The 13,674-nt window shown below is 38.7% G+C and carries 16 protein-coding genes; 14 read left to right on the forward strand and 2 right to left on the reverse strand.

Annotated elements, in window-relative coordinates:
- Window positions 1-148: 148 nt before the first annotated feature.
- The 3 genes from A2U94_RS02395 (at window position 149) to A2U94_RS02405 (ending at window position 4,933) form a co-directional block, all read left to right on the forward strand.
- Window positions 149-2,704, forward strand: a complete 2,556-nt coding sequence (locus A2U94_RS02395) for a vitamin B12-dependent ribonucleotide reductase (protein ID WP_025911537.1) — start codon at window positions 149-151, stop codon at window positions 2,702-2,704.
- Window positions 2,705-3,214: 510 nt separating this feature from the next.
- A complete protein-coding gene (gene mntR, locus A2U94_RS02400) occupies window positions 3,215-3,646 on the forward strand; it encodes a transcriptional regulator MntR (protein WP_025911536.1) in 432 nt (143 codons plus the stop codon).
- 405 nt (window positions 3,647-4,051) lie between these two features.
- Window positions 4,052-4,933 carry a patatin-like phospholipase family protein gene (locus A2U94_RS02405; protein ID WP_025911535.1) on the forward strand — a complete coding sequence of 294 codons (882 nt, stop codon included), beginning with the start codon at window positions 4,052-4,054 and terminating at the stop codon, window positions 4,931-4,933.
- A 39-nt stretch (window positions 4,934-4,972) separates the two neighbouring features.
- Here A2U94_RS02405 and A2U94_RS02410 read toward each other — a convergent pair whose 3' ends face one another.
- Window positions 4,973-5,371 (reverse strand): SA1362 family protein, encoded by a 399-nt coding sequence (locus tag A2U94_RS02410; protein WP_025911533.1) that lies wholly within the window; start codon window positions 5,369-5,371, stop codon window positions 4,973-4,975.
- A 41-nt stretch (window positions 5,372-5,412) separates the two neighbouring features.
- A complete protein-coding gene (locus A2U94_RS02415) occupies window positions 5,413-6,360 on the reverse strand; it encodes a DUF1385 domain-containing protein (RefSeq protein ID WP_025911531.1) in 948 nt (315 codons plus the stop codon).
- A 222-nt stretch (window positions 6,361-6,582) separates the two neighbouring features.
- On the opposite strand from A2U94_RS02415, the gene A2U94_RS02420 reads away from it, so the two are divergent.
- The 11 genes from A2U94_RS02420 to spoIIIAF all read left to right on the forward strand — a co-directional run bounded on the left by A2U94_RS02420 (window position 6,583) and on the right by spoIIIAF (window position 13,671).
- On the forward strand, window positions 6,583-7,107 hold the full coding sequence (locus tag A2U94_RS02420; protein WP_025911530.1) for a YqhR family membrane protein: 525 nt from the start codon (window positions 6,583-6,585) through the stop codon (window positions 7,105-7,107).
- Between the two features lie 92 nt (window positions 7,108-7,199).
- Window positions 7,200-7,637, forward strand: a complete 438-nt coding sequence (gene aroQ, locus A2U94_RS02425; RefSeq protein WP_025911529.1) for a type II 3-dehydroquinate dehydratase — start codon at window positions 7,200-7,202, stop codon at window positions 7,635-7,637.
- 3 nt (window positions 7,638-7,640) lie between these two features.
- Entirely contained in the window at window positions 7,641-8,699 is a 1,059-nt protein-coding gene (locus tag A2U94_RS02430; protein WP_025911528.1) for a M24 family metallopeptidase, read from the forward strand.
- A 19-nt stretch (window positions 8,700-8,718) separates the two neighbouring features.
- The gene (gene efp / locus A2U94_RS02435) at window positions 8,719-9,276 is read left to right on the forward strand and encodes an elongation factor P (RefSeq protein WP_025911526.1); all 558 of its coding nucleotides are present in this window, start codon (window positions 8,719-8,721) and stop codon (window positions 9,274-9,276) included.
- Window positions 9,277-9,399: 123 nt separating this feature from the next.
- Window positions 9,400-9,681 (forward strand): YqhV family protein, encoded by a 282-nt coding sequence (locus A2U94_RS02440; protein ID WP_025911524.1) that lies wholly within the window; start codon window positions 9,400-9,402, stop codon window positions 9,679-9,681.
- Window positions 9,682-9,747: 66 nt separating this feature from the next.
- Window positions 9,748-10,680, forward strand: coding sequence for a stage III sporulation protein AA (gene spoIIIAA, locus A2U94_RS02445; RefSeq protein WP_025911522.1), 933 nt, complete (start codon window positions 9,748-9,750; stop codon window positions 10,678-10,680).
- 16 nt (window positions 10,681-10,696) lie between these two features.
- Entirely contained in the window at window positions 10,697-11,209 is a 513-nt protein-coding gene (gene spoIIIAB / locus A2U94_RS02450) for a stage III sporulation protein SpoIIIAB (RefSeq protein ID WP_025911521.1), read from the forward strand.
- 18 nt (window positions 11,210-11,227) lie between these two features.
- Window positions 11,228-11,434 (forward strand): stage III sporulation protein AC, encoded by a 207-nt coding sequence (gene spoIIIAC / locus A2U94_RS02455; protein WP_025911519.1) that lies wholly within the window; start codon window positions 11,228-11,230, stop codon window positions 11,432-11,434.
- 20 nt (window positions 11,435-11,454) lie between these two features.
- On the forward strand, window positions 11,455-11,838 hold the full coding sequence (spoIIIAD, locus tag A2U94_RS02460; RefSeq protein WP_035321354.1) for a stage III sporulation protein AD: 384 nt from the start codon (window positions 11,455-11,457) through the stop codon (window positions 11,836-11,838).
- 37 nt (window positions 11,839-11,875) lie between these two features.
- Window positions 11,876-13,048: a stage III sporulation protein AE gene (spoIIIAE, locus tag A2U94_RS02465; RefSeq protein ID WP_090752760.1), complete on the forward strand. Its 1,173-nt coding sequence runs from the start codon at window positions 11,876-11,878 to the stop codon at window positions 13,046-13,048.
- An 11-nt stretch (window positions 13,049-13,059) separates the two neighbouring features.
- Entirely contained in the window at window positions 13,060-13,671 is a 612-nt protein-coding gene (gene spoIIIAF / locus A2U94_RS02470) for a stage III sporulation protein AF (RefSeq protein ID WP_025911513.1), read from the forward strand.
- Window positions 13,672-13,674: the final 3 nt, after the last annotated feature.

Raw genomic sequence — 13,674 nt, forward strand, 5'->3', positions numbered from 1 at the left:
TATGTAGGTGCTTGGGTTTTGGTTGAATACTACATGTTGAATTTGTCCAATCCGTGTGGTAAGTTATTGATAGTTGAAATTTTGCTTTTTTCCAAAATAAGGTAAATGATTGGTAAAATAGAGCACGATTGGTAAGGGAGTTGTCAGAATGACTGTTATAGTTAATCAAAAAGTAAATATGAATATTGAAAAGCTTAATCAAGATATTGAACGCTTTCCACAAGTACACCCAATTACACCAGATATGAAAATTACTCATAAAGGCGTATCTCGACTCGTAATGTTAGACCGTTATGCGTTTAAAGATACGGAAAAACTTACGTTATCAAAAGGAGACTTTGTTGTTTTAACCGTAAAGGAAGACCCTAAGTTTCCAGCTCGAGGACTTGGCTATGTGGAAAGCATTAATTTTGACCAAAAGATGGCAGTCGTAAAGGTTGAAGATGAGTTTCGTGGAGCGTTAGCACCTGAAGAAGCAGAAAGTGGACTTATTACTCGTTCATTAGACGTAATTGAAAAACCACTTGAAATCTTCTATGAGCAAATTGCAAAGCGTAACGCTACTGGGTTAGCTTCCGCTGAACAAACGGAAGAGAAGCGAAACGAATGGTTTGAAAAATTCTATCAAGAGCTTGTTCAAATGAACTTTGTACCAGCTGGACGCGTTCTGTACGGAGCGGGAGCTGAAACGGATGTTACATACTTTAACTGCTATGTAATGCCGTACGTAAAAGATTCTCGCGAAGGAATCTCCGAACACCGTAAGCAAGTCATGGAAATCATGAGCCGAGGCGGAGGAGTTGGAACAAACGGTTCAACCCTGCGTCCACGCAACACACTAGCGCGTGGTGTAAACGGTAAATCATCAGGATCTGTCTCTTGGTTAGATGATATTGCGAAACTTACGCACCTTGTTGAGCAAGGCGGTTCTCGTCGCGGTGCTCAAATGATTATGTTAGCGGATTGGCATCCAGATATTGTTGAGTTTATTATCTCTAAAATGCAAAATCCACGCATTTTACGATTCTTAATTGAAAATACAAATGATGAAATGATTAAAAAACATGCCCAAGATAAGCTGAAATTTACGCCGCTTACGGAATCTGAAAAGGACATGTACCAAGGAATTATCAATTATAAGCAAATTCCAGGTCTTGGTGGATTCAGCGAGAAAATTATTGCAGATGCTGAAGAAAAACTACAAACTGGTGGAACGTACAGCGTTCATAATTCTGAATTTTTAACAGGAGCAAACATTTCTGTTTGTTTAACAAAAGAGTTTATGGATGCAGTTGAAAACGACGGTGAATACGAGCTTCGCTTCCCGGATGTAGAAAGCTATTCGAAAGAAGAAATGGCACACTACAACGAAAACTGGCATGAGGTAGGAGATGTTCGCGAGTGGGAAAAACAAGGTAATAAGGTTCGTACGTATCGTAAAATTCGTGCAAAAGAGCTTTGGAACTTAGTTAATATTTGCGCAACGTACTCAGCAGAGCCTGGTATCTTCTTCTTTGATAATGCAAACGACATGACAAATGCACAAGCATACGGTCAGCATGTTGTGGCAACAAATCCATGTGGAGAACAACCACTTGCACCGTTTTCAGTTTGTAATTTAGCAGCTGTAAATTTAGCGCAAATGGCAGATAAAGAAAAGAAAACAGTAGACTTTGAAAAACTTCGTCAAACGGTTGAAACGGGTGTGCGCATGCAGGATAACGTTATTGATGCAACGCCTTACTTCTTAGAAGAAAATCAAAAGCAAGCTCTTGGTGAGCGTCGTGTAGGTCTTGGTGTAATGGGTCTTCATGATTTGCTTATCTACTGTGAAACAGAGTACGGTTCTGAAAAAGGAAACGAACTTGTTGATCAAGTATTTGAAACAATTGCAACAACAGCATATCGTGCGTCTGTAGAGCTTGGGAAAGAAAAAGGAAGCTTCCCATTCTTAATTGGTGATACTAAGGAAGAAACGGATCGTTTACGTGAAGCTTTCACAAATACAGGGTTTATGAAAAAGATGCCTGAAGACATTCGCGAAAGCATCAAAGAGCACGGTATTCGTAACTCACACTTACTAACAGTAGCACCTACTGGTAGTACAGGAACAATGGTTGGTGTGTCAACAGGTCTTGAGCCATACTTCTCATTCTCTTACTTCAGAAGCGGTCGGTTAGGGAAATTTATTGAAGTAAAAGCAGATATCGTTCAAGAATATTTAGACCAACATCCAGAAGCGGATCCAAACAACCTTCCTGAATGGTTTATCTCAGCAATGGAATTGGCTCCAGAAGCTCATGCTGATGTTCAGTGTGTCATTCAACGTTGGATTGATAGTTCAATTAGTAAAACGGTAAATGCACCTCGTGGCTATACAGTTGAACAAGTTCAAAAAGTGTACGAGCGTTTATATAAAGGCGGTGCAAAAGGCGGTACGGTTTATGTAGACGGTAGCCGTGATGCTCAGGTATTAACGCTAAAAGCAGAAGAAAATACATTTGATGAAGAAGTAAAAGAAACAAAAGCAGAAAAACCACACGTTGTATTAGTCGATACAATCAACGAAGTAGGATCAACCGATGTAACGATTGGTTCTGAAATTGGAAATACGTGTCCGGTTTGTCGCCAAGGAACTGTTGAAGAAATGGGTGGCTGCAACACATGTACAAATTGTGGCGCTCAGTTAAAGTGTGGTTTATAAGAAAGTGATAGAGACTGAGACATAAGTAGTTCAGTCCTTACTATACCTGAACGATTGAGAGTTCATAACTTTTAATCGTTCAGGTTTTTTGGTTGATTGTGAAAACAATGTTGGAAACAGGGTGGAATGGATCGTAGGATACTCGACTCCTGCGGAAAAGAGAGGGAAAACGGAGATCCCGCAGCGCAGCGAGGAAGCTCAGGTTCCTCCCCGCGGAAAGCGAGTGGCCGTAGCGCAATGGAACGAACATGTTGAGACAAATCAAAGAGATGGGAACAGCTAGTGTTCGTGTTTTAGAAGCAATCATTTTGTTATGTCCCAAACTCTATCTGTTGAAATAAATGGCTGCTACATTTCCTTGTATTTGCTTATACTATATAGTATGATTTTACATGAATGTCTTTTGGTATATCGTTAGTTTTCGTCTTTTTGAGCAGTATATTACTAAAAGTTTACAGAAGCGTGTTTCGTTAGTTTATACATAATAATTATTTTATTGGGGGAGATTTCATGCCTACGCCAAGTATGGAAGATTATATTGAACAAATATATATGCTGATTGAAGATAAAGGATATGCTAGGGTTTCGGATATCGCTGATGCTTTAACAGTTCATCCCTCATCAGTCACAAAAATGGTGCAGAAGCTTGATAAAGATGAATATTTAATCTATGAAAAATACCGCGGTCTTGTTTTAACTCCGAAAGGACAAAAGATTGGTAAGCGTCTTGTTTATCGCCATGAACTATTGGAGCAACTGCTGCGTATTATCGGTGTAGATGAAGAAAATATTTATGAAGATGTTGAAGGTATTGAGCATCATCTAAGCTGGAACTCAATTGACAGAATCGGTGATTTAGTACAATATTTTGAGGAAGATCCAGAGCGTGTGCAAGGTTTGCGAAGTGTCCAAAAGAAAAATGAAGAAGAGCAACAGCTATAACGCATATTGGAAAGAGGCTGGGACATAAGTAATTCAGCCAATGATAAACCTGAACGATTGAGAGTTTCTCACTTTTAATCGTTCAGGTTTTTTGTTGATTGTGAAAACAATGTTGGAAACAGGGCGGAATGGAGCGTAGGACACTCGACTCCTGCGGGAAAGAGAGGGAAAACTGAGATCCCGCAGCGCAGCGAGGAAGCTCAGGTTCCTCCCCGCGGAAAGCGAGTGACCGTAGCGCAATGGAACGAACATGTTGAGACAAATCAAAGAGATGGGAACAGCTAGTGTTCGTTTTTTAGAAGCCATCATTTTGTTATGTCCCAAACTCCTTTTTATTTTTAGCATAATTTAATAAAAGAGGTACTAAAGTGTAGATAGGAGGCAGACTGAAGGAGTTGAGAACTTCTGTATATTGATGGCGTTTTTTCAGGTGGTGGCCTTAAAGGCTTTGCATTAATTGGGGCCTTACAAGCTTTAGAGGAGCGAGACTTTATTTTCAGGCGTCTAGCAGGTACAAGTGCTGGCTCAATTGTATGCGCTCTTATTGTGGCAGGTTATACAAGTGACGAAATGATGGAGATGATGGATGAAATGAATGTGAAGTCTTTGCTAGATCAACGCGTTTCTTTTCTTCCATCCGCCTTAACAAAGTGGCTTCTTCTCTATTGGAACTTAGGATTATATAAAGGTGAAAAATTAGAAAAATGGATAGCGAGTAAATTAAAAGCAAGAGGCATTGTTACATTTGGTGATTTGCCAGCGGAATCGCTGCGCATCATTGCTTCTGATTTAACAAATAGTCAGCTCGTTATACTACCCGATGATTTGCCTAGGTATGGAATAGATCCAAAGAAATTTCCCGTAGCAAAAGCTGTGCGGATGAGCTGTAGCATTCCCTACTTTTTTGAGCCAGTTAGGCTGCGGACAAATCCCGTAAGCCTCATTGTGGACGGTGGGGTATTAAGTAACTTTCCTATTTTTTTATTTGACGATGATCAAAAGCGTAAACAAAGGCCTGTTTTGGGTATTAAGCTTAGCCCTCGTGAAAAAGAAGAAGATAAAAAAAATATTAAAAATGCAATCGCGATGTTTTCAGCTTTATTTGATACAATGAAAGACGCTCATGATGCAAGGCATATATCAAAACGTCACGAGCGAAATATTATCTTTTTACCAGTTAGTGAAGTGTTCGCTACGGAATTTTCCTTACCAGACGAACAGAAACATCAGCTTTTTCACTATGGCAAGAATAAAGCGGAGCTATTCTTAAAAAGATGGTGCTATTAAATAGAAAAAACTGCGTCTTTGTAAGGCGCAGTTTTTTCATTAAAAGAAGGCACGGTTTTTCTTTTTTCCTTTTTTGCCTTCAATGACTGTTAAATGTGTATTGCTTTTCTTCTTCTTTAACGGTTTGTTAACTTTAGCAGATGGACGTTTTTGGACGTTTCGATAAGCGTTCATATCCACTTTATTACCGCTGCGTTCTTTTTCTTTTTGGCGTATTTTTGATTGTTTTACAGCTCGATGATAGCCTTTGTCTTGTCCTTTGGTTTGGGCAGGACGGATAATAAACCGATAAACTAAGTAAAACAAAATGATAAATAAAAAGATATAGCCTGCTTGGCGCAATAGGCTTGTTGGATTTGTTGCAAGTGTGTAAATAAACCCAATGATTCCTAAAGCAATTAATGAATTAACAAGTGGTTTAACGAATGGACGCCTCATTTTGTTCACCTCCTAAAATGATAAAAGAAAGCAAAACAGTCTTAACTTACTTGTTCGCCACCGGTTACAGATTTTCCCTCATTTTCAATGCGTAAAAGCTCTTGAAACGAAGCGATTGCAACTTCGACTTGGTCATCCTTAGGTTCCTTTGTAGTAAGAAGCTGTAGCCATAGCCCAGGGTAACCTAAGAATCGTAAAACAGGTACATGGCGAACTTTATTGGTCAATTGTAGTACTTCAAAAGATAAACCCAACACGACGGGAATCAAAGCAAGTCGGTTTACGACTCTAAGCCAAAGCGGGTCCGTAGGGACAAGGAGATAGACAAACATTCCAACGACAACTGTAAATAGAATGAAGCTACTTCCGCAGCGATAGTGTAGCCGAGACTGAGCTTGAACTGATTCTACCGTAAGTTCCTGATTGTTTTCATACGCATTAATGACTTTATGTTCTGCTCCGTGATATTGAAAGACGCGTTTAATAAGCGGAGTTTGTGAAATCGCGTAAATATAACCGAGCAATAATAAAAGCTTAAAGAAGCTTTCAATCACTACTTGTGCTAAATCGGAAGCGAAAATAGGACGAGTCAAATTTGCTAAAAACACTGGGATTAGAGTGAAAAGCACTTTTCCAAATAGAAAAGAAAGTACACCAATTGTTGCAACACCCAATATTAAGGATAGTTTTGATTCTTTTTTTTCTTCTTTAATTACATCGTCTTCGTTAGGATGTACATCGTAACGTTCAGATGAAAAATTTAAATGTTGTGTACCGTTTGCACTTGCTTCAATAATCGCTGCAATTCCTCTTAAAAACGGAATTTTTTTCAGCGCTGTTAGTACACGATTCGATCTCCGAGAAGATTGAAAATACTCAATAGATTGATCTTTGCGACGAATGGCAGTGACCATCATTTTCTTGCCGCCAAACATGACTCCTTCAATGACAGCCTGCCCACCGTATGCGTTTTTTTGTAATTTAGACATTTCAGACACCAACCTAACTCAGACTAATTGCCCCTTAATAATTTATATTCTACAGCAATTTCGAATAAACCTCTAGGTCGATGTATGTTATCTAGTTTAGACAAAACTTTTCTATATCACACATGAAATGATAAAATTTTCCTGTTGTTTTCATTAAGAAACGTTCAACTTTATAATAGAACAGTAAAGATCAGCTCATACTATTCAGTAGAGGTGATGAAGATGACAGCTAAACAAGATAATAAGTCGACACATCAACAAATACAATCAAAGGAAGGCTCATTCTTAGCTAAAGTGGTAGTTATTGGTTTTGTAGGAGGAGTGTTTTGGAGCTTAATGGGATACATTACGTATTTATTTAGCTTTAGTGAAATTCATCCCAATATGATTTTACAGCCGTGGGCTTTTGGTAGCTGGAAATATCGCTGGCCAGGGCTTATTGTTAGCGTTTTGATAATTGGTATTATATCAATTGGTGTAGCGCTTCTTTACTATGTGCTCTTAAAAAAGTTTAAATCAATATGGTTTGGTATTGCATATGGGGCAGTGCTTTGGGCGCTCGTTTTCCTTTTACTCAACCCGTTGTTTCCAAGCATGAAAATGATAGGAGAATTAACGTCTAATACCATTATTACAACCATTTGTTTATACATCTTATACGGGATATTTGTCGGATATTCCATTTCCTTTGAGGCAGCAGAGCTAAACAGCAGTTCTAGACATAACCCAGAACTTGTGAATGAGTAGTGTGAATGTTTTGATTTATGATAAACTAAAAAGAGAAAACGTAAGGTTTATTTTAATGATAAAAATAGCTGTGTAAGCAAGGGAGAGTGTCCATGAGAAAGTTTTTGGTAATTAATGGTCCGAACTTAAATAGGCTCGGTGTTCGAGAACCAGCAGTTTATGGGAGAGAGAATTTAAAAACGTTAGAGCGCAACCTCCAGCAGCTTGCTGAGCAACAGGGTGTGCATATTGAATGTGTTCAGTCTAATCATGAAGGAGTTATTATTGATTGGATTCATGGAGCAGACGAGAACTTTGATGGAATTGTCATTAACCCAGGGGCATTCACCCACTATAGCTACGCAATCCGCGATGCGATTGCAAGCATTTCAGTTCCTGTGCTTGAAGTTCATATTTCAAACGTACATAAGCGAGAAGCATTTCGTCACGAATCAGTGACGGCGCCTGTCACAGCAGGACAAATTGTAGGTTTGGATATTTATGGATATGAGTTAGCGATTCTTGCTCTGTTGCAAAAGAAAGGGGAATGAAGGATGAAAATAGAGAAATTACGCAAACAGTTTCATACGTTAAATGTTGACGGTATGGTTATTACAAGTGAATATAACCGTCGCTATATGACTAACTTTACTGGTTCGGCAGGTATAGCAGTAATCTCTAACGATAAAGCTGTATTTATCACAGATTTTCGTTATGTAAAGCAGGCCGCTGAACAAACAGAGGGATTTGAAATTGTGCAACATAAAGGCCCAATCTTAGAAGAAGTAGGGCAGGTTATTACGAAGCTTGGAATGAAAAGCGTTGGCTTTGAAGAGAATCATGTTTCATATGCTCAGTTTCAACAGCTTGAAAAGCATGTCAAAGCAGAGCTTATTCCAGTTTCCACTGCCGTTGAAAACTTACGCTTGATAAAGAGTGACTCAGAGATTAAGATATTAAAGGAAGCTGCAAAAATTGCAGATGCAGCATATGAGCATATTTTGACCTTCGTTAAGCCTGGTGTAACAGAGCTTCAAGTGTCTAATGAGCTGGAGTTCTTTATGCGAAAGCAAGGTGCAATTTCGTCCTCGTTTGATACAATTGTGGCGTCAGGTCATCGTTCGGCATTACCGCACGGCGTTGCTTCTGAAAAAGTCATTGAAGCAGGAGAATTTGTTACGCTTGATTTTGGTGCGTATTATAAAGGCTATTGTTCTGACATTACCCGTACATTTGCGGTAGGGAAAGTCAGTGAAGGACTAAAGGGAATTTATGATACAGTATTAGAGGCGCAGTTAAGAGGCATGAAAGGAATTAAAGCGGGTATTACGGGTAAGGAAGCCGATGCCTTAACAAGAGACTATATTGTAGAAAAAGGATATGGACAGTATTTTGGTCATTCTACAGGTCATGGTGTGGGGTTAGAGGTTCATGAAGGCCCGTCGCTTTCTGTGAAGTCTCAGGATACGCTGCAGCCAGGAATGGTTGTAACGGTTGAACCAGGTATTTACATACCAAACCTTGGTGGCGTTCGTATTGAAGACGATACCGTGGTAACAGAAGAAGGAAATGAGTCATTAACATACTCACCGAAAGAACTTATTATTTTATAAGATGTAGGAGGATTTTTTCATGATTTCAGTAAACGATTTTCGCACAGGTCTAACAGTAGAAGTAGACGGAGGTATTTGGCGCGTAATGGACTTTCAACACGTAAAGCCAGGTAAAGGAGCAGCGTTTGTTCGCTCAAAGCTTCGTAACTTACGTACTGGAGCTGTTCAAGAGAAAACATTCCGTGCAGGTGAAAAGGTAGCAAAAGCACAAATTGATAACCGTAAAATGCAGTATTTATATGCAAGTGGTGATCAGCACGTATTTATGGATAACCAATCATATGAGCAATTAGAACTTCCAGCATCAGCAATTGAATATGAGCTAAAGTTCTTAAAAGAAAACATGGAAGTAGCTATCATGATGTATCAAGGTGAAACGCTGGGTATTGAGCTTCCAAATACAGTTGAATTAAAAGTTACTGAAACAGAACCAGGTATTAAAGGTGATACAGCATCAGGTGGTACGAAGCCAGCTACGGTTGAAACAGGCCTAATTGTACAAGTTCCATTCTTCGTGAATGAAGGCGATGTATTAATTATCAACACAACAGATAGCAGCTATGTATCACGTGCATAATAAAGCATAAAAAAAGAAGAGATGATCATCTCTTCTTTTTTTATGCTTTTCTTTTTCGTAAGTGATAAGTTGTCTACGGATTGCATAGGTTGTACTAAATGATGTAATACGTGGGAGGAAGTTATGAAGCATTGGTTTGATCACATAAACGGAACTGTTTTGACGATGGCTTGTTTACGGTTTGTCTCATCTTTTATTGAATTCATCGCAGCCATTTTAATTTTTACGAATAATGATGTCAAAAAAGCATTAATGATTAATGGAATGCTGGCGCTGGTAGGGCCAATTGTGATGATCACGTCATTTAGCCTTGGATTAGTATCAGTTGCTGACCAACTATCTTTTGGCAAGCTTGTGCTCATCGGTACAGGCGTCCTTTTAATTTTAATTGGGGTATTTAAGTGAAGTTTCTGACATAACAAGTAAAAGCTTGCCATACATTGAAATGAGTATAAAGGTGAGGGGATTTCAATGCTAGATGAAATTGTGGCTATTTTTCCAGAAGGCATTAAGCGCAATGTACAGCCATATATACAGCGCTATATAGATACTTTAGAGGAAGTGCGCATTCGAATTGGAAGGCCAATTGAGCTAACAATTGACAGTCAGCCAGTCTTTTTGTCCTATGTGGTAACGGCAGAAGATACGCTATTTATTTTAAACAAGCTCAGTCATTTCTCTATTTATATGATTGAAGAAGAATTGAAAAAAGGGTATGTCACGATTGAAGGGGGTCATCGAGTAGGACTTGCAGGTAAAGTTATTACTGAAAATGGACATGTTCGTGTAATCCGTGATGTGACGTCGTTCAACATTCGAGTGGCAAAAGAACAGATTGGCATAGCGGAACCACTAATTCCTCTTCTCTACCAATCCCGATGGCTTAGCACCATTTTGATTGGTCCCCCACAAACGGGAAAAACAACAATGATAAGAGACTTAGCAAGAATGATGAGCACAGGGAATAGGCAACGAAAGATTGAAGCGGTTAAAGTGGGTATCGTAGATGAACGCTCGGAAATCGCAGGCTGTGTCAAAGGTGTTCCACAACATACTTTTGGAACACGAATAGATGTTTTAGATAGCTGTCCGAAAGCTGAAGGAATGATGATGATGATTCGATCGATGAGTCCAAACGTATTAATTGTGGATGAGGTAGGAAGTGAAGAAGATTGTCAAGCTGTGTTAGAGGCTGTCAATGCGGGTGTACAAGTGTTTATGACGGTGCATGGTTATGATCTATTTGATTTAAATAAACGTCCCTCCTTGAAACAATTAATAGAACTTGAAGTATTCGAACGCTATATCGTATTAACCAATGAGAATGGTCCAGGAACTGTAAAAACCATCTATGACCGAGGAAGAAAGCCACTTTCGTTGAAGTCGAATTATTCTTTGAAATAAAAAGGGTGACGAAGAAATGAAAATTTTAGGAGCTATTTTTATTTTGCTTGCTTCTACGTTCACGGGTTTTGAAGTTGCCAAGCAGCTTAGCGAAAGGCCGAGGCAACTTCGGCAATTGAAAACAGCGCTACGATCGTTAGAGTCAGAAATTATGTACAGTAATCGCCCACTTCATGAAATTTCACACATGCTTTCAAAACAATTTCCTAATCCGTTATCGCTTTTTTTTAAGGAGTTTGAACAGCGTTTAACACAAGGAATGACCACTGCCAAAGAAGCGTGGGAGTACGCTCTTCAAACTCATAAAAAAGCGCTTGCCTTTAAAGAGGGAGAACTTGAAGTGTTGAAGCAGTTTGGTGAAACGTTAGGACAACATGATCGGTATTCCCAACAAAAACATATATTATTAGCTATTAACCATTTGGATCGGGAAGAACAGGACGCACTTGAACAGCAAAATCGGTATGAAAAAATGATAAAAAGTCTGGGCTTTTTATCAGGATTGCTACTCGTCATTTTATTGATGTAGTGATTGGGGGAATTAGGGATGAACATTGATATGAATACAATTTTTCAAATAGCAGGAATCGGTATTGTTGTAGCATTTCTCGTTACGGTGTTAGAGCAAATGGGGAAGAAAGATTACGCGAACTGGGTAACGCTTATAGGGTTTATTTATATCTTGTTTATGGTTGCATCGATTGTTGAAGATTTATTTCAAAAAATTAAAGCCGTTTTTTTATTTCAAAGCTAAGGGAGTGATTAGCCATTGAAATGATACAAATTGTGGGCTTAGGCTTAGTGGCTACCTTTTTAGCACTCATTTTAAAAGAACATAAATCGCCCATTGCCTTTTTACTTGTTGTTTTTGTAGGCTGCGTGATCTTTTTACTTTTAATCGATCAGATATACGAGATTATTAAAATGATTGAAAAACTTTCTGTGAATGCACATGTGAATATGATTTATGTGGAAACAATCTTAAAGATTATAGGGATTGCTTACATTGCAGAGTTTGGTGCTCAGATTACGAAGGACGCTGGGCAAGGTGCGATTGCTTCTAAAATTGAACTGGGCGGTAAAATTTTAATTTTATCAATGGCTATTCCAATTTTAACAGTAATTATTGAAACAATTATTTCCATGCTACCGTCCTAAATTATTAAGCTTATGAGGTGACGAGATGAAGTGGTGTATGAGTAAACGAAAATTGCTCGCATTCCTTTTGCTCCTCTTCTTTTTCTTTCCAAATAATGTACAAGCCTCTCAGTCTGCGCCTCAAGAAGAAATAGTAGATGAACAAATAGACCAGCTCGATATCGACGAAGTGAAGCAATTTTGGGATGATATCTTGACTCAGTATGGCGGCTTTTTACCAGAAAGTCAAAAGGGTAGTTTAGTTGACTTCTTAAAAGGTGACAAAGAGTTTTCACTTCAAGAATGGCTGAACGGGTTGGTGAAATTTTTACTTCATGAAATTATTTCAAATGGAAAACTGCTGGGAACGCTCATTATGTTAACCGTATTCAGCGTCTTTTTACAAACGTTACAAAGTGCATTCAATCAGCAAGCTGTTAGTAAAGTGGCATATGCACTTGTTTATATGGTGTTAATTATCATTGCTTTAAATAGTTTTCAAGTAGCCATTGCATACGCAACCGGCGCAATTGAAACAATGTCTAAGTTCATTTTAGCCTTAGTGCCATTATTATTGGCGTTAATGGCTTCATCAGGCGGGGTAATATCGGCTGCTTTCTTTCATCCAGTCATTTTATTTTTAATGAACATTAGCGGGATGCTCATCCAGTATATAGTCATGCCACTATTATTTTTATCAGCACTATTAAGCATTGTGAGCACTATTTCAGATCAGTACAAGGTTACACAGTTAGCTCAGCTACTTCGAAACGTCAGCATTGGTATTCTAGGAATCTTTTTAACAGTCTTTTTAGGAGTCATTTCAGTACAAGGTGCTACTTCTGCTGTGGCGGATGGAATTACTATTCGGACCGCTAAATTTGTTACGGGAAACTTTATTCCAGTTGTGGGACGAGTGTTTACGGACGCGGCAGATACCGTTATCACAGCTTCACTTCTTTTAAAGAATACAGTTGGAATAGCAGGAGTGGTGGTTTTACTTCTAATTGTTGCTTTTCCAGCTATTAAAGTATTAGCCCTAGCACTTATTTATAAGCTAGCAGCAGCACTTTTACAGCCGATTGGCGGTGGTCCTGTTATTTCGTGTTTAAGCATTATTAGTAAAAGTGTTGTTTACATTTTTGCTGCATTGGCAATTGTCTCACTGATGTTTTTCCTGTGCTTAACAGTCATCATTACGGCCAGCAACGTTACGATGATGGTGAGATAGGAGGGAAAGAAATGCAAGCACTAACAAGTTGGATTACGAATATTATTCTATTTATTTTACTAGCAACCGTTATAAATTTACTGCTTCCTAGTTCAGGCTTTCAAAAGTATACGAAGCTCGTCATTGGCTTGCTTTTAATGTTAATTATTGTTACGCCAGTCTTTCAAATTTTAAAAGTAGACGTGAACAAAATGTTTAATTCTATTCGATTGTCAGCGGCTAGTGACGATGCAGGCGTAGAAAATTTAATAGAAAGTAAGAAAAAAGAAATACAAGCTTCACAACGTGCATATATTTTAGAACAAATGGCTGTCCAAATGGAGACAGAGGTAAAAGAGGAGCTGATGGAACAGTATGGTGTAGCAATTGATCAGATGCACATTGAAACGAAAAACGAAGAAGCAGATCCCGAAGCCGACAATATAAAAACGATTACAGTTGTGATGAGTGCAGAAGAGCCTGAGGATGAACAGGCCGTGGCAGTTGTGAAAGAAATCTCCATTGACACCTCCACACCAATTGAAAAGGAACCTTCAAAAGAAGCGACGGATATTACTACGTATCTAGCAGCTAAATGGGGCATAGATGAAAAACAAATGATTGTAAACTTGGAGGAGGAGTGAACG

This window comes from Bacillus sp. VT 712 (genome assembly GCF_001614195.1).
Classification (GTDB): domain Bacteria; phylum Bacillota; class Bacilli; order Bacillales; family Bacillaceae_H; genus Priestia; species Priestia flexa.

Coding starts and splice junctions, on each gene's coding strand:
- A2U94_RS02395 (WP_025911537.1), top strand. CDS start 149: ATGACTGTTATAGTTAATCAAAAAGTAAATATGAATATTGAAAAGCTT.
- mntR (WP_025911536.1), top strand. CDS start 3,215: ATGCCTACGCCAAGTATGGAAGATTATATTGAACAAATATATATGCTG.
- A2U94_RS02410 (WP_025911533.1), bottom strand. CDS start 5,371: ATGAGGCGTCCATTCGTTAAACCACTTGTTAATTCATTAATTGCTTTA.
- A2U94_RS02415 (WP_025911531.1), bottom strand. CDS start 6,360: ATGTCTAAATTACAAAAAAACGCATACGGTGGGCAGGCTGTCATTGAA.
- A2U94_RS02420 (WP_025911530.1), top strand. CDS start 6,583: ATGACAGCTAAACAAGATAATAAGTCGACACATCAACAAATACAATCA.
- aroQ (WP_025911529.1), top strand. CDS start 7,200: ATGAGAAAGTTTTTGGTAATTAATGGTCCGAACTTAAATAGGCTCGGT.
- A2U94_RS02430 (WP_025911528.1), top strand. CDS start 7,641: ATGAAAATAGAGAAATTACGCAAACAGTTTCATACGTTAAATGTTGAC.
- efp (WP_025911526.1), top strand. CDS start 8,719: ATGATTTCAGTAAACGATTTTCGCACAGGTCTAACAGTAGAAGTAGAC.
- A2U94_RS02440 (WP_025911524.1), top strand. CDS start 9,400: ATGAAGCATTGGTTTGATCACATAAACGGAACTGTTTTGACGATGGCT.
- spoIIIAA (WP_025911522.1), top strand. CDS start 9,748: ATGCTAGATGAAATTGTGGCTATTTTTCCAGAAGGCATTAAGCGCAAT.
- spoIIIAB (WP_025911521.1), top strand. CDS start 10,697: ATGAAAATTTTAGGAGCTATTTTTATTTTGCTTGCTTCTACGTTCACG.
- spoIIIAC (WP_025911519.1), top strand. CDS start 11,228: ATGAACATTGATATGAATACAATTTTTCAAATAGCAGGAATCGGTATT.
- spoIIIAD (WP_035321354.1), top strand. CDS start 11,455: ATGATACAAATTGTGGGCTTAGGCTTAGTGGCTACCTTTTTAGCACTC.
- spoIIIAE (WP_090752760.1), top strand. CDS start 11,876: ATGAGTAAACGAAAATTGCTCGCATTCCTTTTGCTCCTCTTCTTTTTC.
- spoIIIAF (WP_025911513.1), top strand. CDS start 13,060: ATGCAAGCACTAACAAGTTGGATTACGAATATTATTCTATTTATTTTA.